This is a genomic window from Telluria sp. B2 (assembly GCF_051789535.1).
Classification (GTDB): Bacteria; Pseudomonadota; Gammaproteobacteria; order Burkholderiales; family Burkholderiaceae_D; genus Telluria.
Genome location: NZ_CP196525.1, coordinates 3,892,532 through 3,912,164 on the forward strand (window position 1 = coordinate 3,892,532; position 19,633 = coordinate 3,912,164).

Below are 19,633 nucleotides of genomic sequence, written 5' to 3' on the forward strand. Positions count from 1 at the left end.
AGAACATATGAGCACACCCAAGCCCGGGGTCCGCCGCCCGGCGCGCCGCAACAACCTGGCGAGATGGCTCGGCCGCGGACTCGAAACCTACGTCGCCCTGCCCCTGTTCGCGCTGTTGCTGCTGGCGGCCATGTGGCCGCTGACGCTGCAGTTCATCGAATCGGAACGCAAGGCCGCGGGTACCGCCGCCGAGGCGGCCACGCGCGAACGGCTCGACACCTACGAGGCGCAGATGGCGCGCAGCCTGAACGGCATCGACCAGACCCTGAAAGTGCTCAAGTACGCGGTCGAACTGAAGGGCGCGCAAGGCGCCCTGCCCGCGCTGACCCAGCAGGGCCTGCTGCCCCCTTCCGTGGTGTTCGTGGTCGCCATCGCCGACCGCGATGGGCGCATCGTCGCCAGGAATCCCGACGAAGGCGCGCTCGACGTCTCGAACGCCGCCTACTTCCTCTACCACCGCGACAACGACGAGGGCCAGCCCTTCGTCGGCGCGACCATCGGCGACGCCATCAATGCCGAGCCGCACCTGCACTTCACGCGCCGCATCAACGACGCCGCCGGCCGCTTCGCCGGCATCGCCATCGTCGAAGTCGACCCGAACTATTTCACCAGCGCCTACGAGCACGGGCGCGACGGCGAGCATGGGATGCTGGGCCTGGCCGGCACCGACGGCCTGATGCGCGCGCTGCGCATCGGCGACCAGGTCAGCTGGGGCCAGCGCATCGAGCTGGGCCATGCGGCGCAGGAAACGGTGGCGCTGCGCCGCGGCGCGCCCGACGGCCTGGCCCGCTACACCAGCGTGCGCCGCCTGCACGGCTTCCCGCTGGCGGTGGTGGTCGGCCTCGCGCGCGACGAACAGTTCGCGCCCTTCGAGCAGGGACGCCGCACCTGGCTGCTGGCCGCCGGCGCCGCCAGCGCCCTGCTGCTGGTCGTGGTCGGGGTGATCTCGGTGTGGTCCTGGCAACTGGCCAGGGCCCGCCGCCGCGCGCGCCGCGCCCAGGAGACCTATGCCGCAGCCTCCGAAGGCAGCCTCGACGCCTTTTGCGTGCTGCGCGCGGTGCGCGACGGTCGCGGCGCAGTCGCCGACTTCGAGATCGAGGCCGCCAACTCGGCCGCCGAAACCATCTTCGGCCTCGGCCAGGAGGCCTTGCGCGGCACCCGGCTGTGCGAGCTGTTGCCCCACTTCCGCACCAACGGCATCTTCGACGACCTGGCGCTGGTGGCGAGCACCGGCCAGCCGCGCGAGGGCGAATGGCAGGCACACGCGCCGAGCGCCCAGGGCCGCTGGCTGCACCGCCAGGTCGTGGCCGTCGAGGACGGCGTGGTCGCGATCGTGCGCGACATTACCGAGCGCAAGCTGGCCGAGGAGCGCATTTTCCACATGGCCCACCACGACGAGCTCACCGGCCTGCCCAACCGCAACCTGATGCACGACCGCATCGAGCAGGCGATCCGCAATGCCGCGCGCAACGACGCCGGCGTGGCGCTCGCCTTCGTCGACCTCGACGGCTTCAAGCTGGTCAACGACGGCCTCGGCCACAAGGCCGGCGACGAGCTCCTGAAAGTGGTCAGCAAGCGCATGGGCGCCTGCCTGCGCCGCAACGACACCCTGGCGCGCTTCGGCGGCGACGAATTCGTCATCCTGCTGCCCAACCAGGGAACCGAACCGCTGGCGCTGGCGCCGCTGCTGGAGAAGATCCGCGTCGCCGTCACCGAACCGGTGCAGGTGGCCGGCCAGGCGGTGCAGGTCAGCTGCAGCATGGGCGTGGTGATGTACCCGCGCGACGGGCGTGACGCCAGCACCCTGCTCATGAATGCGGACGCCGCGATGTACCGCGCCAAGGACCTGGGCAGCAACAACTTCCAGTTCTACGCCCGCGAGATGAATGCCAGCGTCGAGGAAAAGCTGGTGCTGCTCGACGGCCTGCGCCAGGCGGTCCAGGCGACCGTGGAAGGCGGCGGCGGGAACAGCTTCTACCTGCTGTACCAGCCGAAGGTGGACCTGAAGAGCGGACGCATCTTCGGCGTCGAGGCACTGATCCGCTGGCGCCATCCGGAACACGGCGTGGTGCCGCCGCAGCGCTTCATCGGCCTGGCCGAGGAGAGCGGCCTGATCGTGCCGATCGGCGACTGGGTGGTGCGCACCGCCTGCCGCCAGGCCCAGGCCTGGCGCGAAGCCGGCCTGGGGCCGATCACGGTCTCGGTGAACGTCTCGGCGCGCCAGTTCGAGGAAGCGCGCCTGGTCGACCGGGTCGCCGCCGCCCTGGTCGATTCAAGCCTGCCGCCGGCGCTGCTGGAACTGGAAGTGACCGAGAGCCTCATCATGCGCGACCTGCAGAAGTCGGTCGGGACCATGCGCGAACTGAAGGCGATGGGCGTGTCGCTGTCGATCGACGACTTCGGCACCGGCTACTCCAGCCTGTCGGCCCTGAAGAGCTTCCCGATCAGCCGCCTGAAGATCGACAAGAGCTTTGTGAGCGAACTGGCGGACAACCCGGACGACCAGGCGATCGCGATGGCCGTGATCTCGCTCGGCCACAAGCTGAACCTGAAGGTGATCGCCGAGGGCGTCGAGACCGAGCAGCAGTGTCTCTTCCTGCGCGAGAACGAATGCGACGAGATGCAGGGCTACCTGTTCAGCAAGCCGGTGGCGGCCGAAGAGATCGCCAGGCTGGTCGAGCTGCACGTGGCGCGGCCGGGGCGCTGCGCGAGCCTGGCGACGGCGCCCGAAGAGCAGGCGCCGGCTGCCGCGCTGGCGGACTGAACCGTATCTATGGACTCCACCCGATTTGCAAGAAGAAGATTGAATTTTTGCCGTTAGGAAGAGTTTGCTTGTATCTATTCGGCCTGTATGTTGAGCGTTTCCAGTGCTCTGGCCCTGATGTGATACGCGCGTCAGGATCCTCATAGGGTGACGGCCTTGATGGCCACTACAGTTTACGGATTCACCCGACGCCGGTCCAACCTGTTGGCATCATTCTTTCTTCTCGTCGCAAACTTGGCGGTTGCTCCTTGCTGTTGCTGAGTTAATCGACAGTCTTTTCAGGCCGGCCTGGGCGTGTCTTTCGACCAGGCCGGAACGTACGGGCGTCCATGCGCCATCAACGCCCAGATCACCCTGGCCATCTTGTTGGCCAGCGCAGTCGCGGCAACGTTGAAACTGCGCCGTTCTGCCAGCCTTGTTGCCCACTGCAGCAGCTTGTCGGGCTTGCCGCTTGCTGTTCTCAGTGCACTGCGCGCTCCGTGTATGAGCAGGGTGCGCAGATAGCTGTCGCCCCTGCAGGTAATGCCATACAGGCGCTGCTTGCCTCCACTGCTATGCTCGCGTGGCACGAGGCCTAAATTCGCTGCAAAGTCCCGCGCGCTCTTGTAGTGGCGCGGATCGGCGATGGTTGCCTGCACTGCCGTTGCCGTCAACGGCCCCACACCCGGCACCTCCATCAGTTTCTTCGCCAGTTCCGACTTGGCTGCCTGGTTCAAACGTCGGTCGTACGCCTGAATCCTCTCGTCCTTGTCGTCCAGCTGGGCCTTGAGCTCCCGGAACGTCTCCAGGGCCATACCAGACAAACCATTGTCCAGATCGTTCAGCCATGCTTTCAGTCCGTCGCGGAATCTTTCCACGCGCTTGGGAAACACCCGGCCATATTCCCCGGCAAACGCCCTGATCCTGTTGATCATCGCCACCCGTTCCGTCATCAGGGCGCTGCGAGCGCGGTGCAGCATCTGCAAATCTTGCTGTGCAGCCGTATTGATCGGCACATACTTGGTTGCCCCACGCGAGCGCGCCTCGGCAATTGCAGCAGCGTCGTTCATGTCGTTCTTGTTACCGGTGACATATGCCCTGACGTGTTGGGCCGCAATCAGTTTGGCGTCGTGTCCCATTTCGACGAGCTTGCGTGCCCAGTAATGCGAACCCGCGCACGCTTCGATACCAATCATCGCCGGAGCCATCTGCGCGAACTGCGCAAGCACCTGGTCTCGAGAAAGCTTACTCTTGAACACCCGTTTGCCGTTTCCATCGAGCCCGACCGCGAAGAACACGTCCTTCGCAATATCCAAACCAACTACTTTTGCGCTAGCATTCATGGTGACTCCCCCTCTTGTTTTAGCGTGCCAGCCCAATCTGGCACGCTTGGCACAATGATGCCGATATCAGGAGGGTGGAGTCCATCACATTAGGGTGGGCACCCTGTGCCCACGCCTTACGTGCCTCGACGGCTGACCACGTACCGGGATATGCCGCTCGCACGGCGTCCGTCAGCCGTACATCGATCATGGCAGGGTGAGACAGCACGGGCGATATATCACCGCACGTGTCCGAGGGATGCGCCCGTAACGCGTGGGCACGGCGTGCCCACCCTACGTTCAGGCCGCGGGTCCTGCCAGCGCGCGCAGGCGCTTCACCAGCGCCCCGGCATCGGCATCGACGTTCATCATCCCCACGTGCGCCGTACGCACGAAGCCTTCCTGTTCCTGGTGGCGCGCAAAGGCCACCAGGCCGTCGTAGAAACCCTCGGTATTGAGCAGGCCGATCGGCTTGGCATGGATGCCCAGCTGGGCCCAGGTGACCATCTCGAACAGTTCTTCCAGCGTGCCGAAGCCGCCGGGCATGGCGATGAAGCCCTCGGCCAGGTCGGCCATCATGGCTTTGCGCTCGTGCATGTCCTTGACCACGAACAGGCGCGTCAGGCCGGCGTGGCCGACTTCGCGCTCGACCAGGGCGCGCGGGATCACCCCGGTGGCTTCGCCGCCCAGGCGCAGCACCTCGTCGGCGATCACGCCCATCAGGCCGACCTTGCCACCGCCGTAGACCAGCGCGATGTTGTGTTCGACCAGGGCGCGCGCCAGTTGGCGCGCCGCGTCGGCGTAGACGGGCTTGGCGCCGTTCGAGGCGCCGCAGTAGACAGCGATTGATTTCATGTGCATTCCGATCGTGTGACAGCGCTCGAGCAAACCCCGCGGGGCAAGGCGCGCTGTCGAAGACAGTACGTTGGTACGGCGGGACGGCGCGACGCCGCCCTCCTGGGTTTGTTCAGGCGCTGGGGTCGCGGCCTTCTTCCGGAAGCTTCTTGAGGTACTCCTCGGAGAGCTTCTCGAACAGCAGCCGGGTGTCGCCGCGCAGGTAGGGACCGAGCATCGACAGCACCTGGTAGCAGCCGCGCGCGAGCGCGTCGGCGATGGCCTGCTGCTCGCTGTACTTGCGCGGATTGCGCACGTACTCGTAGGACAGCCAGTAGGTCGCCACGACCACCATGTTGGTCGCCATCGCGCTGATCTGCTGGTCGCCGGCGTCGAGCGAGCCCTCGCTGCGCAGGTCTTCGCAGAGCTGGCGCGCGACCTTGATCTTGTGCGCCAGGATGGCCTTGAAGTGCAGCTCGAGCTTGCGGTTGCGCGAGAGCAGGTCGTTCAGGTCGCGGTAGAAGAAGCGGTAGCGCCAGATCAGCTCGAACATCAGGTGCAGGTAGAGCCACACGTCTTCCATGTTCGAGCGCCGCCCCGCCGGGACGGTGAGGATGCGCTCGATCTCGGCTTCGAACTGCACGAAGATCGAATTGACGATGTCGTCCTTGTTGCGGAAATGGTAGTACAGGTTGCCGGGCGAGATGTTCATCTCCTCGGCAATGACGGTCGTCGTGATGTTCGGCTCGCCGAACTCGTTGAACAGCCTGAGCGAGAGCTCGAGGATGCGTTCACGGGTGCGGCGTGGAGCTTTCTGTAGCATGGAAGGCGGCATTTATGGTGTCACCCGCAAGCATAACATCGAACGCCACCCCGGCGACACTGCCGGCGGCCCGGCTTCATTCGCCATCGCCGCCCGCCGCCCGCGCCCGGGACTTCCTTGCCGCCGGCTTCTTCGCGGCCGGCTTCTTCGCGGCGGCCTTCCTCGCGGCGGCCTGCTTCGGCGCCGGCGCCTCCGGCGCGGCCACGCTCAGCTCGGCCAACATGCGTTCGAGCTCGTCGATCCGGTGGTTCAGCGCCTCCATCTCGCTGCGCGCCGGCACGTCGATGACGGCCAGGGCGCGCGCGACGCGTTCCTCGAACACCTGTTCCAGCTTGCCCCAGGTGCCCGACGCGCGCCGGCTCGAGCGCTCGGCCTTGCGCGCCACCGTGTCGGTCGCATCTTCCACCTTGCGGGCGCGCTTCTGCAGCTCGGTGCCGTCGCGCACCAGACGGGTGAATGCGCGCCCGCCCTCCTGCTGGGCCTTGGCGAAGGCGCCCAGGCCTGCCTGCCAGATCTGCTGCGCCGAGTTGCGCACCGCGCGCGCCAGTTCTTCCTCTTCCTGCTCCAGGTCCTTGATCTTCTTGTTCATTGCATCCTCATTCGCTGTCGCCCATTGTAGGAGCGCACGCTAGAATGCAGATTCTAAACGCTCGCGCGCCTTTGTTGCAGGGCCGCGGCCTCGCGCAGCGCCGCCACCAGGGCCTCGCCCATCCAGGGCTTGGCGAAGAAGCGGTCGGCGGCGCCGCTGCGCAGCGCTGCCCGGATCTCTTCCTCTTCCACCTCGCCGGAGAGCAGGATGCGCACGCTCGCCGGGTACAGGCGCTGCACCTGCGCCAGCAGCGCGGCGCCGGTCATGCCCGGCATGAAATGGTCGCTCACCACGACGCCCACCGGCTCGCGCGCCAGCCGGGCCAGCGCCTGTTCGCCCGAGGACGCGGTCAGCACGCGCCAGCCCTCCTGCTCCACCATGTCGGCCAGGACCTCGAGCATGAATGCGTCGTCGTCGACCACCAGCAGGGCCGGCGCCGCCGCAGGCAGGAAGGCCTCGACCTCGTCGGCGAAACTGCCGGCCTCGAAGGGCAGCGCGATGTAGCCGTCGAAACCGGCGGCCAGCAGGGCGTCGCGCTCGCGAACGTCGCCCGCCCCTACCAGGGCCACCAGCGCGCCGCGCCTGCGTCCTGCCAGCTCCATGGCGCGCTCGTGGCGCGCGCAGCACAGCACCAGGTCGGGCGGCAGCGGATCGTGGACGCCGGTGTTGACGACATGGCCGCGCTCGCGCAACAGGCGCGCCATGGCGGCGAAGGAAGCAGGATCGTCGTCGATGATATGGATGCGTGCCGCCACGTTGGCTCCGGAAGTCGTGAAGACGGACTTTATCACGCCGGCGGGGCTGCCTGGCTGGGTGCCTGCCGCGGGTTGGCGGCGCCGAGCGCCGCCAGTTCGTCCATGACGGCCTGCAGCACGCGCGCATCGTGGCCCAGGGCCACGTGGCCGACGCCGCCGAAAGCGATGTTGCGCGCGCCCGGCAGCTCGCTGGAAGTCTGGGGCGAGACGATGTTGTCGTGGTGCGAGAAGATCGAGGTGACCAGCGCGCGCCGCGCGCCGTCCTCGCTGTCGGCCAGCGCCTGCAGCCAGCTGCTGGCGGCCTCGCCCCGGCGCCCCATCTGGCGGGCGTTCACGCCCAGCCCGAAACGCGCGAGGCCCGTGCCGAAGTGCGGCGTGCCGAGCGTGACCAGGCGCGCCAGCCGCCTGGCGCCGTGCCTGCGCATCCAGGCGCGCGCCACCAGCCCGCCCATGCTGTGGGCCACGATCGCCACCCGGTCGGCGCCGGTCGCGGCGCGCAGTTCCTCGACCGCGCGCTCGACCAGCGGCACGTAGCCGTCGATGTCGCCGGCCAGCGGCACCAGGTCGACCGTGGCGTGGCTGATGCGCGCGCGCTCGAGGCGCCGGCCGAGACCGGCCCAGTAGCCGCCGTTGCAGCCATAGCCGTGCACCAGCAGCACCGGCACGGCGGACGCATCCGGATAGACGCGCAGGCAGGACGTGGCGCGCGGCATGAGCCAGGAGGTGGCCAGCATGCTGGCCCGGAACTCGGCGGCGAGCATGCGCGCAAAGGCGCCGGGGCCCAGGCGATACGCCGGCGGCGTCGGGCTGGCGAAGCAGGCGCTGAGCACGAAGTTGTTCATGTTGATCAGGAGGCGCACCAGCACCACGCAGCCCGGCCCCAGGATGGCGGCCAGCCAGGGCGCCACGCCGCCCCAGCGCCAGCCCGCCAGGCCGATCGCCAGCGCCGCCAGCGCCTGCGCCAGCAGCACCAGCCGGGTCATGCGCCTGGCGTTCATCCGCTTACCCCGCCAGGCGCGGCGCCGGCCTGCCGGTCAGTTTCTGCGCCAGGCCGCTCGCCAGGCGCGCCGCGATGCCGTAGATCGAGAGCTGGGGATTGGCGCCGATCGAGGTCGGGAACAGCGAGCCGTCGTGCACCGACAGGTTGGCGATGCCGCGGTAGCGCCCCTCGGGCGTGGTGACGCCGAGGCGCTCGTCGCCGGACATGGCGCAGCCGCCCATCACGTGGGCCGAGGCGACGCGCGTCATGTGCAGTTGCTGCGGCAGCGCCGCGATCTCGCGCTTCGCCTCGCCCCAGCTGGTGTAGGCGCGCGCGCTTTCGTGCGCCGGGCGCACGCTGCCGGCGCCGGCGGCGAACTGGATCTCGGCCATCGTGAGCAGCGCGCGGCGCGCGCCGTCCCACAGGAAGTCGTTGAGCGGATAATCGAGTACGCCGGCGCCGTCCTTGAGCTGCACGGCGCCGCCCGGCGAGTCCTCGTGGAAGCCGTCGCGCAGCAGGGCCAGCATGCCCTGGATGTGGGGGAACTGGCGCATCATCGCGGCATGGTCCTGGCCGAAGCCGTTCATCGTCGTCGCCAGCAGCACCGGATGCAGCGGCGGGGCCTCGAGCTTGTAGCCCATCGGGCCGTCGATCGGCGCGGTGTGCAGGAAATGGTCGGAGTACACCGTCTGCGGCGCGCCGGCATACGCGTCCACGCGCTGCGGGAAGATGCCGGCCGAGATCAGGGTCGGATGCAGGAAGGTGCGCTTGCCGAGCAGCTTCCTGGGGTCGGGCGCGTTCGAGCGCATCAGGAGGGCCGGCGAGTTGATGGCGCCGCCGGCCACCACGAAATGCTTCGCGCGCAGGCGCAGGGTGCGGCCGTTCGGCGCGATGCCGTCGGGCTGCAGGCCGATGCAGAGCAGCTCGTCGGCGCGCTCGCCCCGGAACACGAAGCGCTCGGCGCGGGCGCGCGTGACGAGCTGGGCGCCATGGTCGAGCGACGAGGGAATGGTCGTGACCAGCATCGACTGCTTGGCGTTGGTCGGGCAGCCCATGCCGCAGTAGCCAAGGTTCCAGCAGCCCCGGACGTTGCGGCGGATGAGGCCGGAGGAAATGCCGAGCTTGTCGGCGCCGCGCTTGAGCAGCGCGTTGTTCTCGTTCGGCGCCGCCTGCCAGTCGCTCACGTTCAGGCGCGCTTCCATGACAGCAAACCAGTGCGCCATGGCTTCGATCTCGTAGTCGGCCAGGGCGAAATGCGAGCGCCAGTAGTCGAGCGTGGGCGTGGGGGTGCGAAAGCTCGAAGTCCAGTTGACCGTCGTCGAGCCGCCCACGGTGCGCCCCTGCAGGATCTTGATGCCCTTGTCGAGGGTCTGGCGCGCGGCCGACTCCTGGTACAGCGAGGGGTAAGCCTCGGCCTCGCGCATCTTGAAGTCCTGCGAGGAGCGCAGCGCGCCCTCTTCCACGATCAGGACCTCCAGGCCGGCCAGCGCCAGGATCTCGGCCGTGACGCCGCCACCGGCGCCGCTGCCGACGATGACCACGTCGGCCTCCAGGGTGCGGTCGGCTTCCAGCCTTGATGCGTCGAGAATCTTCCAGCCGCGCGCAATGCCTTCCCGGACCGGGTCGGGAATGATGCCGGCGGCGGGTTGGATGGCTTGTTCGATCATGGCCGCTTCCTCAGGACAGTTCTTTGATCGGGCCGGGGTAGCCGATCGCGTTCCAGCTGGCTGGCTGGGCATACCAGGCGCCCAGCGCCAGGTCGTGCAGCGCGCCGTAGGCGGTGCGCAGCAGGGCGAAGCGGTGGGTGCGCCAGTCCTGCAGGAAGGCCGCGACCTCGCTCTCGCGGGCCGTGGCCCAGCCGTCCGGGATGCCGGTGAGCAGGCGCCGCGCCGGCGCCAGCGCGAGCAGGCCGAACAGGTCCTGCACCTCCTTCTGCACGGCCAGCGGCAGCTTGCCGATGGCGGCATGCACGCCCTCGATGGTGGCGGCGACGGCATTCCGGCGCTCGGCGGCATCGAGCGGCAAGGCGCCGGCCAGGATCGCGGGCACGATGGCGCCCAGCGCCGCACGCGCCTCGCCGTCGAGCACGAAACGCTGGGGTGCCGGTGCATGGGTGGCGCGCCAGATGCCGCCGCCGGCGGCCAGGACGAGCGCGGCCAATGCGCCTGCCTTCAGGAAGGTTCTGCGGCTTGTCTCCATCGGTGGATCCTTGTTGCTATTGTCCTAGTGTACGCCAAAGCAATGGCGACAAGACGCGCCGGAACTAGAGGGATTCGTCGGAATGATGGCATGGGTGATAACGATGCAAACAGGATTTGCATGCGGCGGCTCAAATGCAAATATTGTTTGCATCGAAGCGGCTGCGACCGTAGGGTGGGCGCCCTGTGCCCACTGATTCGATCCACGCTTGCAATCTGGTGGGCACGGGGCGCCCACCCTACGGGTATCGTCAAACCATCCCGTGTGCACCCGGCAGAGCGTCTGAACAATCGGACAAGCCGCACGAGCGCGCCTTCTCAGCAGCGCGCAGGGCTTGTACCATATGCGCATTCAGCGCGACCACGAAAGACTTCCATGACCATTTCCATTTTCTCCCGTGCCATTTGCCTGGCCGTCCTCGCCACCGCCTGCGCCCTGCCGGCCCATGCCGACAGCGCTTCCTCCGTGGCCTCGAGCGCCGGCTCGGCCTCGTCGGGCAGCGTCTCCGACTCGATCGGCGCCTCCAGCGACAGCTCGAGCGGCGACCGCCGCGTGGCCGCGGGCGAATACCGCGTGATCGACGTCGTCCAGGCGCCGGCCAAGCCCGACACCACCCGCATGACCCTGCGCGCCACCGCCGCCGGCCCGGTCCGCGAGTTCTACCTCGACGTGCCGAACCGCGCACTGGCCGGGCGCGGCGTGAACGCGGGCGAACTGGTGCGCGTCAACGAGCGCGTCTACGGCTACGAATTCGCCCACGCCGACGATCGCCAGCCCTTCTTCCTGGCCCTGCAGGACGAGTGGTACCGCGAACTGGGTTCGCAAAAAGTCGCGATCTGATGTTGCTGCGCGCCGGCGCCGGCGCCGCCGCCCTCGCCCTGTCCGCCTGCGGCGGCGCCTGGGCCGGCCTTCCGACCTTCTGCGAGCGGCCCCAGGCGATCACTGCGGCCGACCAGGACCGCGTGCTGCGCTTCGCCGGCGCGGTCAAGGCCGAGCTCGAACGCTCGGGCCAGCAGGTCGCCCTGATTGCCCGCGCCGGCGTCGACCTCTCCCGCTTCGGCCTGCTCTACTCGCACGCGGGCGTCGCCTTGAAGGACAATCCGGGCGGTCCCTGGGCGGTGCGCCAGCTGTATTACGCCTGCGAGGAGTCGCGCCCGCGCCTGTTCGACCAGGGCGTGGCCGGCTTCGCCCTGGGCGCGGACGCGCCAGCGCGGGGTCACGTGGCGCTACTGTTCCCGCCCGAGGAGAAAGCCGCGCCCCTGGCGCAGGCGGCGCTGGACAAGCCGCTGGCGCTGTCGCTGCTGGCCGGCCAGTACAGCGCCAATGCCTATGCCTTCGGCACCCGCTACCAGAACTGCAACCAGTGGGTGGCCGAACTGATCGCCAGCGCCTGGGGCCGTCCCGCCGGGCAGGCCGGCACCCGCGATGACGTGCGCAGCGCGGCCCAGGACTGGCTGCGCGCCCAGGGCTACACGGCCGGCCCAATCAGGATTCCCTCGCGCCTGCTGATGTTCGCCGGCCAGTTCGTGCCGCTGGTGCACCTGAACGACCACCCGATCGTCGACGTCCATGCCCTCGCGCTGCGCGTGAGCGTGCCCGACGCAATCGAGGAATTCGTGCGCCGCGAGGCGCCGGGAACGCGGCGCGTGGAGCTTTGCCACGACCGCGAGCGCATCGTCGTGCGGCGCGGCTGGGAACCGCTGGGCGCCGAATGCCGGCCGATGCCGGGCGATGAAGTGATTGCGCTGGCGCCATGAGCAGGCCATCATCGCCCCCATACACCCCGCCCTGATCGGGTCCATCGCTTCCTCAACCGTCGGAGAAATGCCATGACAAGCAAGAACACGATTTGCCTCTGGTTCAACGGTACGGCGCTGGAAGCCGCCCGCTTCTATGCCGACACCTTCCCGGACAGCGCAGTGAAGGCGGTGCATCATGCCCCGAGCGACTACCCTGCCGGCAAGCAGGGCGACGTCCTGACGGTCGAATTCACGGTGCTGGGCATCCCCTGCCTGGGCCTGAACGGCGGCCCGGCCTTCCAGCACAGCGAAGCCTTTTCCTTCCAGGTCGCCACCGACGACCAGGAGGAAACCGACCGCCTGTGGGATGCGATCGTTAGCAATGGCGGCCAGGAAAGCGCCTGCGGCTGGTGCAAGGACAAGTGGGGCCTGTCGTGGCAGATCACGCCGCGCGTGCTCACCGAAGCCATCGCCGATCCCGATCCGGCCGTGGCGAAGCGTGCCTTCGAGGCGATGATGGGAATGCGCAAGATCGACATCGCGGCGATCGAGGCGGCGCGCCGCGGCTGACAGGCCCGCTCGCGCTCGCCTTCCACCGGGGCCGCCCAGCCGGCCGCGCCCGCCCGCCTCGCGGACGACGTACGTACACGGTTTCTACGTGATATGCGTGGATGACCACGCCCTGGTACGCGTCTGGCGGCAGCGCACGCGAGGACGATGCGGCGCCGGCGATCGGGCTGATCCGGGTGCAGCGCAGCGCCGGTGGGAGTATCTGTTGTATTTATGAAGCAAGCAGCCATGGAACGCGCGACGAAGTATTGCTAACTGGCATTATTATGTTCCGATAAGTAACATTTTTCCCCAGTTCCGGTGCTGGCGCCGCCCCCTGATGATTTCCCCCTTCCACATGCGAACCCGCGTAAGCGCCTGCGTCCTGTCGGTTCTTGCCAGCACTATTGCAAGCCCAAGCGTGGCGGCTACACAAGCCGAAGCACAGGCCGACGGCCTGGCCGCCTTGCCGTTCGAACAGCTCGTCGCGCTGCGCACGGTTACCGCCGCGTCGAAGTTCGAACAGCTCATCAATGAAGCGCCTTCGGCGGTCGTGGTCCTGACCGCGGCCGACATCAAGGAGTTCGGCTGGCGCACCCTGGCGGAGGCCCTGGCGACGCTGCCTGGAGTCTATGTCACCGAGGACCGGAACTACAGCTACCTCGGTGCGCGCGGCTTCCTGCGGCCGGGCGACTACAACAGCCGCTTCCTGCTCCTGATCGATGGCGCGCGCGCCAACGACGCGGTGTACGACCAGGCGCTGCTGGGCAGCGAAGGCCTGGTCGACATGGACCTGGTGCAGCGCATCGAGTTCGTTCCGGGTCCGGGCTCGGCCGTGTACGGCTCCAACGCCCTGTTTGGCGTCATCAACGTCATCACCAAGGATGGCAGCGACGTCGGCGGCGCGCGCGCGGCGCTGGCGGCCGGCCGGCACGGCGAGCGCAAGCTGCGCGCGAGCTGGGGCTGGCATGGGCAGAACGGCGCCGACCTGGTGCTGTCGGCCACGAGCTATAACCGCGACGGCGAGGATCTGTACTTCCCACAGTTCGACACCCCCGACCAGAACCGCGGCGTGGCCGAGCGCCTCGACTTCGATCGGGCACGCAATGTCCTCGTCAAGGCAAGCTACGCCGGCCTGAAGCTGTCGGCCACCCATGTGCACCGCACCAGGGGAATCCCGACCGCTTCGTTCGGCGCGGTGTTCAATACGCCCAACCGGACCGTCGACGCGCAAAGCATGGTCCACCTGTCCTATGAGCGCGAGCTCACGCCAGACCTGAGCCTGTCGGCCCAGGCGCTCTGGGGTAAGGCCGACTACCTCGGCACCGGCGACTACCCGGGCCAGTCGGCGCCCCGCGTCACGAATATCGACGGCGGCCATGCGCGCTGGTACGGCGCGGCCGTGCAGGCTACGCTCACCGCGCTGGACGGGCACAAGATCCTGTTCGGCGTCGATGTCGAGCATGACGCGCGGCGCGACCAGTTCAACTACGACCTGCAGCCCTACCAGGTGCTGCTCGACGACCGCAGGGATGGCCGGCGCAGCGGCGTGTTCGTCGAGGACGAGATCCGGCTGGGCGATGAGCTGCTGCTCAACCTGGGCCTGCGCCATGACCGCCACGGCGGCGCAACAGGCAGCACCAGCCCGCGCGCCGCCCTGCTCTACAAGATCACGCCTGCCGACACCGTCAAGCTGATCTAGGGCACCGCCTTCCGCGCCCCGAACGCCTACGAGATGTACTACGCGCCGGCCAATTCGAGCGTGCAGGCCGGCAACCTCGAACTGGCACCGGAACGCATCCGGACCTACGAGATGGTGCTCGAGCACGCGCTGGGCAATGCCGGCCACGCGACCCTGTCGGCATTCCAGTACGCAATGAAAGGCCTGATCACCCAGCAGGCCGACGACGACACCGGCGTGCTGGTCTTCCGCAATGTCGCGCGGGCGCGCGCCAGCGGCATGGAAGCGGCGCTCGAGCGCCTGCTCGACGGCGGCGCCCGCGTCCGCGCCAGCTACGCATGGCAGCACTCGCAGGACGGCAGCGGCGCGGCGCTGGTCAATTCCCCGCGCCACCTGGCAAAACTCAACCTGGTCGCGCCGATCGTGGCCGATATCCGGCTGGGCGGCGAACTGCAATGCCTGTCTTCGCGCCTGACCGAGCATGCCCGCACCGGCGGCTATTGCACCGCCAACCTGACGCTCTCCGGCATCCGGCCCGTTGCGAGCGCGGACCTGTCGTTCAGCCTGTTCAATGCCACCGGCAAGCGCTATGCCGATCCGGCCGGTCCCGCATTCGTGCAGGAAGACCTGGCGCGCCAGGGCCGCACGCTCTACGCCAAACTCACCTACCAGTTCTGACCGATGAAGCCCGGCTCCTGCATTCGATCGGCGTTTCTCGCGGCAAGCGCCCTGCTCGCCTGCGCGCTCGCGCAGGCCCAGGTGCGCGATGTCGAGCTGAAGGCCGCCTATATCTACAATTTCGTCCAGTTCACGGTCTGGCCGGAAGGGGCGCGCGCGCGCGACCCGTTCGTCGTCTGCGCCAGCCCCGACAGCGCCTTGTGGTCCAGCCTGCAGGCCTATAACGGGAAGGCGGTCAACGGCCGCGTGTGGGCCACGGCCGATGCGGCGACCCGGCTGAAACAGGGCGGCTGCGACGTCCTGGTGCTGGCGCGCGCGGGCGAGCGTCCGGCCGCGGCGCCCGGCATGCTGATCGTGCGCGACGGCAGCGGGCGCGGGACGGCCGCGATCACCCCGGTCGACGGCGACGAGCACATCCGCTTCGACGTGGACACCGAAGAAGCCAACCGCAGCGGCCTGCGCTTCAGTTCGAAACTGCTGCGCCTGGCGCGCAACGTCACGACATGAGGCGCAAGCGCGCGCAGGAAAAGTCCCAGCTGTCGAGGATGCTCGGCAGCGGCCAGCTCGTCGCCGCCGTCGTCGCGCTCGGCGTGGCGGGCTGCATCCTGCTGGCCTACCAGTTCATCGCGCTGCGCCGCTCGCTGATGGGGGACGTCCAGGTGCACGCCTCGATCATCGCCGACAATATCGCGGCGCCGCTCATGTTCAGCGACCGCGACGCGGCCGCCGAGATGCTGCGCTCGTTCCACTCGGCCGCTTTTCTGCAGGAAGCGGCCGCCTTCGACCGCAACGGCAGGCGCTTTGCCGCCTACCGCCGCGAGGGCAAAGACCGCGCCCGCGACGCGCCATTCTGGATCGCGCCCGTCACCGTGACGCGGACCGTGGTCTACCGCGGCAGCGAGCTGGGGTCGGTGCGCCTGGTCGCCGATACGACCGGCATCCGCGACGACCTGTGGCGCTTCGGCGCGCTGCTGGGGCTGGCCTTCTGCGGCGCCCTCGTCACCAGCGGCCTGGTGTCGCGCAGGATACGCTCGCGCATGGCCAGGGCGGAACGCGAACTGGCCTACCTGGCGTACACCGATCCCGTCACCGAGCTGCCGAACCGGCGCGCCAGCCACGAGACCCTCGATGCGGCGCTCGAACGCGCCGGCGCGCTCGGCCAGAAAGTGGGCGTCCTGCTGATCGACCTGGACAACTTCAAGACCGTCAACGACACGGCCGGGCACGACGCCGGCGACCAGTTGCTGCGCCAGGTCGCGGCCGTGCTGCGTGCCCAGGTGAGGGAAAGCGACATGGTGGCCCGCATCGGCGGCGACGAGTTCATCGTGATTGCCAGGCCCATGGGCAATGCGGACCAGCTGGAGCTGCTGGCCGGGCGCATCATCGATGCGCTGCAGCGCCCGCTGCAGCTCGGGGGTATCGAATTCCTGGCCACGGCCAGCATCGGCTCGGCGGTGTTTCCGGACGACGCCCGCACTGCCGCTGAGCTGGTCAGCAACGCCGACACCGCGCTGTACGAGGCGAAAGGCGCCGGGCGCAACCGCCTCGGCAGGTTCCGGCGCGACATGATCATGGCGGCCCAGCGTCGCGCCCAGCTCGAACGCGACCTGCGCCGCGCCCTCGCCGCACGCGCCCTGGAGGTGTTCTACCAGCCGCAGTTCGACTGCGCATCCGGCCTGCCTGTCGGACTCGAAGCGCTGGTGCGCTGGAAACACCCCGAGCACGGCTACATCGGACCGGACGAATTCATCCCGATCGCGGAAGAAAGCGGCCTGATCGGCGAACTGGGAACCTGGGTGCTCGAGCAGGCCTGCACCGACGTGCTGTCGCTGGACGGGCACGCGGCCGCGCCGCTGGGCATCGCGGTGAACGTCTCGGCACGCCAGTTCCGCGACAGCGATTTCATCCAGACCGTACAGGACATCCTGCGCCGCACGGGCCTGGCGGCCGAGCGCCTCGAACTCGAACTCACCGAAAGCGTCCTGATGGACGACGTGACGCGGGCGGTGGAGTTCATGCACGCGGTCCGCCGGCTGGGCGTGCGCATGTCGATCGACGACTTCGGCACCGGCTACTCGTCGCTGGCCTACCTGCAGGCCTTCCCGATCGACCAGCTCAAGCTCGACCGCAGTTTCGTGTACCCGCTGCCGCAGGCCGGGGAAACGCTGGCCACCGCGGTGATCGCGCTGGCGCACGGGTTCGAGCTGACGGTCGTCGCCGAAGGCGTCGAGACCCGCGAGCAGCTGGCATGGCTGCAGGCGGCCGGCTGCGACGTGGCGCAGGGCTACCTGCTGGGCCGGCCGATGCCGCTCGAAACGCTGCGCTCGTCGGGCTGCCTGGCCGGGCGCGCGTTGCAGGACGCCGCCGTTCCGGAACTTCGCTGATCCGCCGGCAACAGACCGCCTGGCGCCAGCTTGCCTGCGGCTTGCCCGGCACCTCAGGCGGGTGGCAATTCCTTGTCGCATGGACACGGAACTGCTTGCAAATCGAGCGGAATTTCTGCCGAGCACACGTATAATCGGGACATTCCATTTTCTCCGTCCTGCCCGTGTCCGCCCTCCTCGGCCAAAGTCTGCTGTCCCATCTCCAGGATGTCTGCGAGAACGCCACCGTCGCGCTCTTCGTGATGGACGAGGGCCAGTGTTGCGTCTACATGAACCCGGCCGCCGAACAGCTCACCGGTTATCGGCTGGAAGAAGTCCAGGGCGCCCCGCTGCACGATTTCGTTCACCACACGCGGCCGGACGGCTCGCCTTATCCGCTCGCGGAGTGCCCGATCGACCGGGCCGCGCCCCTGAACATGCAGGAACGCGGCGAGGAAACCTTCGTGCACCGCGACGGGACGTTCTACCCTGTCCACTTCACGGCCAGCCCGATCCACCGCGGCGGCAAGGTGGTCGGGACCGTGATCGAGGTGCAGGACGCCCGTCCGCAGCTGCAGCAGGAAAGGGAGCGCGCCACCCTGCATGCCATTGGCCTGCTGATCCTGCAGGAGCTCGACCACGAGAAGATCGTGCAGGCCGTGACCGACGCCGCAACGCAGTTGACCGGCGCCCAGTTCGGCGCTTTCTTCTACAACGTGAAGGACGAAAAGGGCGAGAGCTATACGCTGTACACGATTGCCGGGGTGCCGAAGGAACACTTCAGCAAGTTCCCTCTGCCCCGGGCCACCCATCTGTTCGGCCCGACCTTCCGCGGCGAGAAGGCGATCCGCAGCGGCGACATCCGGCGCGATCCGCGCTACGGCAAGATGGCGCCGCACCATGGCATGCCGCCGGGGCACCTGCCGGTGTGCTCCTATCTGGCCGCACCCGTCAGCCTCGGCAACGGCGAAGTCATCGGCGGGCTGTTCTTCGGCCATGCGGAACCCGACCGCTTTACCGAAAGCCACGAGCGCCTGGTCGAAACCCTGGCCGCGCAGGCCGCGATCGGCCTGAACAAGGCCGCCCTCTACCAGGAAGCGCTGTACGCGCGGCGCCGAGCCGAGCAGGATGCCTTGGACAAGCAGCGCCTGTACGAGGAAGCGGCCCGGGCCAACGACGCCAAGGACCACTTCCTGGCGACCGTATCGCACGAACTGCGCACGCCCCTGACCTCGATCCTGGGCTGGGCGCAGATGCTCGGCTCGGGCAGGCTGGACGAGGCGATGCGCACGCGCGCCGTCGGCACCATCGAGCGCAATGCCCGCATGCAGGCCCAGATCGTCGAGGACCTGCTCGACATCTCGCGCATCGTCAACGGCAAGCTGCGCCTGGACGTGCGCCTGTTCTCGCCGCACACTGCGGTCGAGGCGGCGGTCGAGGCCCTGCGCCCGGCGGCCCTTGCCAAGGACATCGACCTGCACCTGGCCATCGACCCGCTCGCCGGCCCGGTCTCGGGCGACCCCGAGCGGCTGCAGCAGGTCGTGTGGAACCTGCTGTCCAACGCCGTCAAGTTCACGCCCAAGGGCGGGTGCGTCCAGCTCGTCCTGAAGCAGGCCGCGTCGAAGGTCGAGATCGTGGTCAGCGATAACGGCCCCGGCATCCCGCCCGACTACCTGCCGCGCGTCTTCGACACCTTCACCCAGGTCGATTCGACGTCGACACGCAAGCACGGCGGCCTCGGGCTCGGCCTGGCCATTGTCAAGAACCTGGTCGAGCTGCACGGGGGCTCGGTGCATGCGCGCAGCGCCGGCGCCGGCAAGGGCGCGGAATTTACCGTCAGCCTGCCGGTCCCCGCGTGCCAGGACCAGCCGTCAGCGGCAAGCGAGGCGCCGGAACCGGTCACGCGGCTGCCCTTGCCCGCAGACGCGGCAGCCTTCGGCCTGGCCGGCGCACTCGTCCTGCTGGTGGAAGACGACGAGGACGCCCGCCACATGCTGGCCTCGGTCCTGCAGAGCGCCCAGGCCAGGGTCGAGACGGCGTCGAATGCCCGCGAAGCACTGGTCTTGTACGATGCCATCCAGCCCGACCTGATCGTCAGCGACATCGGCATGCCCGACATGGACGGGCACGAGCTGATCGCCGAACTGCGCAAGCGCGAGAAGGCCCAGGGCCGTGCCGGCATTCCCGCCGTCGCCCTGACGGCCTACGCCAGGGTGCAGGACCGGATGCGGGCCCTGGCGAGCGGCTTCCAGATGCACGTGGCAAAGCCGGTCGAGCCGGCCGAACTGCTCACCGTCCTGGCCAGCCTGCGTTCCTGGAAGCTGCCGCAGTAAGCTGGCTCAGGCCGCACTGGCATGCCTTGCTGTGTCCGTTCCGTTT

At 68.5% G+C, this 19,633-nt stretch carries 15 protein-coding genes and 1 pseudogene; 8 read left to right on the forward strand and 8 right to left on the reverse strand.

All coding sequences use genetic code 11. The features are described 5' to 3' along the window. Nucleotides 1-7 precede the first annotated feature (7 nt). A complete protein-coding gene (locus tag ACSUZJ_RS17315) occupies nucleotides 8-2,764 on the forward strand; it encodes a bifunctional diguanylate cyclase/phosphodiesterase (protein WP_499410185.1) in 2,757 nt (918 codons plus the stop codon). 278 nt (nucleotides 2,765-3,042) lie between these two features. On the opposite strand, the gene ACSUZJ_RS17320 is transcribed toward ACSUZJ_RS17315, so the two are convergent. The 8 genes from ACSUZJ_RS17320 to ACSUZJ_RS17355 all read right to left on the reverse strand — a co-directional run bounded on the left by ACSUZJ_RS17320 (nucleotide 3,043) and on the right by ACSUZJ_RS17355 (nucleotide 10,244). Next, nucleotides 3,043-4,086 carry an IS110 family RNA-guided transposase gene (locus ACSUZJ_RS17320; RefSeq protein ID WP_499408564.1) on the reverse strand — a complete coding sequence of 348 codons (1,044 nt, stop codon included), beginning with the start codon at nucleotides 4,084-4,086 and terminating at the stop codon, nucleotides 3,043-3,045. Between the two features lie 279 nt (nucleotides 4,087-4,365). Then, nucleotides 4,366-4,920, reverse strand: a complete 555-nt coding sequence (locus ACSUZJ_RS17325) for an LOG family protein (protein ID WP_499410187.1) — start codon at nucleotides 4,918-4,920, stop codon at nucleotides 4,366-4,368. A gap of 112 nt (nucleotides 4,921-5,032) precedes the next feature. Further along, a complete protein-coding gene (locus ACSUZJ_RS17330) occupies nucleotides 5,033-5,722 on the reverse strand; it encodes a TetR/AcrR family transcriptional regulator (RefSeq protein ID WP_499410189.1) in 690 nt (229 codons plus the stop codon). 76 nt (nucleotides 5,723-5,798) lie between these two features. Beyond that, the gene (locus tag ACSUZJ_RS17335; protein ID WP_499410191.1) at nucleotides 5,799-6,311 is read right to left on the reverse strand and encodes a phasin family protein; all 513 of its coding nucleotides are present in this window, start codon (nucleotides 6,309-6,311) and stop codon (nucleotides 5,799-5,801) included. A gap of 53 nt (nucleotides 6,312-6,364) precedes the next feature. Then, entirely contained in the window at nucleotides 6,365-7,066 is a 702-nt protein-coding gene (locus ACSUZJ_RS17340) for a response regulator (protein WP_499410193.1), read from the reverse strand. A gap of 32 nt (nucleotides 7,067-7,098) precedes the next feature. Then, the gene (locus tag ACSUZJ_RS17345; RefSeq protein WP_499410195.1) at nucleotides 7,099-8,064 is read right to left on the reverse strand and encodes an esterase/lipase family protein; all 966 of its coding nucleotides are present in this window, start codon (nucleotides 8,062-8,064) and stop codon (nucleotides 7,099-7,101) included. Between the two features lie 4 nt (nucleotides 8,065-8,068). Next, on the reverse strand, nucleotides 8,069-9,712 hold the full coding sequence (locus ACSUZJ_RS17350; RefSeq protein ID WP_499410197.1) for a GMC family oxidoreductase N-terminal domain-containing protein: 1,644 nt from the start codon (nucleotides 9,710-9,712) through the stop codon (nucleotides 8,069-8,071). A 10-nt stretch (nucleotides 9,713-9,722) separates the two neighbouring features. Next, complete coding sequence (locus ACSUZJ_RS17355) at nucleotides 9,723-10,244, reverse strand: twin-arginine translocation signal domain-containing protein (RefSeq protein ID WP_499410199.1); 522 nt, start codon at nucleotides 10,242-10,244, stop codon at nucleotides 9,723-9,725. A gap of 375 nt (nucleotides 10,245-10,619) precedes the next feature. On the opposite strand from ACSUZJ_RS17355, the gene ACSUZJ_RS17360 reads away from it, so the two are divergent. The 7 genes and pseudogenes from ACSUZJ_RS17360 (at nucleotide 10,620) to ACSUZJ_RS17390 (ending at nucleotide 19,587) form a co-directional block, all read left to right on the forward strand. Continuing rightward, nucleotides 10,620-11,084: a hypothetical protein gene (locus tag ACSUZJ_RS17360; protein ID WP_499410201.1), complete on the forward strand. Its 465-nt coding sequence runs from the start codon at nucleotides 10,620-10,622 to the stop codon at nucleotides 11,082-11,084. Next, nucleotides 11,084-12,001, forward strand: coding sequence for a DUF2145 domain-containing protein (locus ACSUZJ_RS17365; RefSeq protein WP_499410203.1), 918 nt, complete (start codon nucleotides 11,084-11,086; stop codon nucleotides 11,999-12,001). The genes ACSUZJ_RS17360 and ACSUZJ_RS17365 overlap by 1 nt, the downstream gene beginning before the upstream one ends. Nucleotides 12,002-12,073: 72 nt before the next feature. Beyond that, nucleotides 12,074-12,553: a VOC family protein gene (locus ACSUZJ_RS17370; protein WP_499410205.1), complete on the forward strand. Its 480-nt coding sequence runs from the start codon at nucleotides 12,074-12,076 to the stop codon at nucleotides 12,551-12,553. A gap of 400 nt (nucleotides 12,554-12,953) precedes the next feature. Further along, a pseudogene (locus tag ACSUZJ_RS17375) lies at nucleotides 12,954-14,891 on the forward strand (TonB-dependent receptor plug domain-containing protein). 3 nt (nucleotides 14,892-14,894) lie between these two features. Continuing rightward, nucleotides 14,895-15,398 carry a YfiR family protein gene (locus tag ACSUZJ_RS17380; protein ID WP_499410207.1) on the forward strand — a complete coding sequence of 168 codons (504 nt, stop codon included), beginning with the start codon at nucleotides 14,895-14,897 and terminating at the stop codon, nucleotides 15,396-15,398. Further along, nucleotides 15,395-17,275, forward strand: a complete 1,881-nt coding sequence (locus ACSUZJ_RS17385; RefSeq protein ID WP_499410209.1) for a putative bifunctional diguanylate cyclase/phosphodiesterase — start codon at nucleotides 15,395-15,397, stop codon at nucleotides 17,273-17,275. Before ACSUZJ_RS17380 ends, ACSUZJ_RS17385 begins: the two co-directional genes overlap by 4 nt. Before the next feature lie 164 nt (nucleotides 17,276-17,439). Then, on the forward strand, nucleotides 17,440-19,587 hold the full coding sequence (locus ACSUZJ_RS17390; RefSeq protein WP_499410211.1) for a PAS domain-containing hybrid sensor histidine kinase/response regulator: 2,148 nt from the start codon (nucleotides 17,440-17,442) through the stop codon (nucleotides 19,585-19,587). The last annotated feature ends 46 nt before the right edge of the window (nucleotides 19,588-19,633 follow it).

Bases quoted from the DNA above. Each gene is read 5' to 3' on its own strand.
- ACSUZJ_RS17315 (WP_499410185.1), top strand. From the start codon at position 8: ATGAGCACACCCAAGCCCGGGGTCCGCCGCCCGGCGCGCCGCAACAAC.
- ACSUZJ_RS17320 (WP_499408564.1), bottom strand. From the start codon at position 4,086: ATGAATGCTAGCGCAAAAGTAGTTGGTTTGGATATTGCGAAGGACGTG.
- ACSUZJ_RS17325 (WP_499410187.1), bottom strand. From the start codon at position 4,920: ATGAAATCAATCGCTGTCTACTGCGGCGCCTCGAACGGCGCCAAGCCC.
- ACSUZJ_RS17330 (WP_499410189.1), bottom strand. From the start codon at position 5,722: ATGCTACAGAAAGCTCCACGCCGCACCCGTGAACGCATCCTCGAGCTC.
- ACSUZJ_RS17335 (WP_499410191.1), bottom strand. From the start codon at position 6,311: ATGAACAAGAAGATCAAGGACCTGGAGCAGGAAGAGGAAGAACTGGCG.
- ACSUZJ_RS17345 (WP_499410195.1), bottom strand. From the start codon at position 8,064: ATGAACGCCAGGCGCATGACCCGGCTGGTGCTGCTGGCGCAGGCGCTG.
- ACSUZJ_RS17350 (WP_499410197.1), bottom strand. From the start codon at position 9,712: ATGATCGAACAAGCCATCCAACCCGCCGCCGGCATCATTCCCGACCCG.
- ACSUZJ_RS17355 (WP_499410199.1), bottom strand. From the start codon at position 10,244: ATGGAGACAAGCCGCAGAACCTTCCTGAAGGCAGGCGCATTGGCCGCG.
- ACSUZJ_RS17360 (WP_499410201.1), top strand. From the start codon at position 10,620: ATGACCATTTCCATTTTCTCCCGTGCCATTTGCCTGGCCGTCCTCGCC.
- ACSUZJ_RS17365 (WP_499410203.1), top strand. From the start codon at position 11,084: ATGTTGCTGCGCGCCGGCGCCGGCGCCGCCGCCCTCGCCCTGTCCGCC.
- ACSUZJ_RS17370 (WP_499410205.1), top strand. From the start codon at position 12,074: ATGACAAGCAAGAACACGATTTGCCTCTGGTTCAACGGTACGGCGCTG.
- ACSUZJ_RS17380 (WP_499410207.1), top strand. From the start codon at position 14,895: ATGAAGCCCGGCTCCTGCATTCGATCGGCGTTTCTCGCGGCAAGCGCC.
- ACSUZJ_RS17385 (WP_499410209.1), top strand. From the start codon at position 15,395: ATGAGGCGCAAGCGCGCGCAGGAAAAGTCCCAGCTGTCGAGGATGCTC.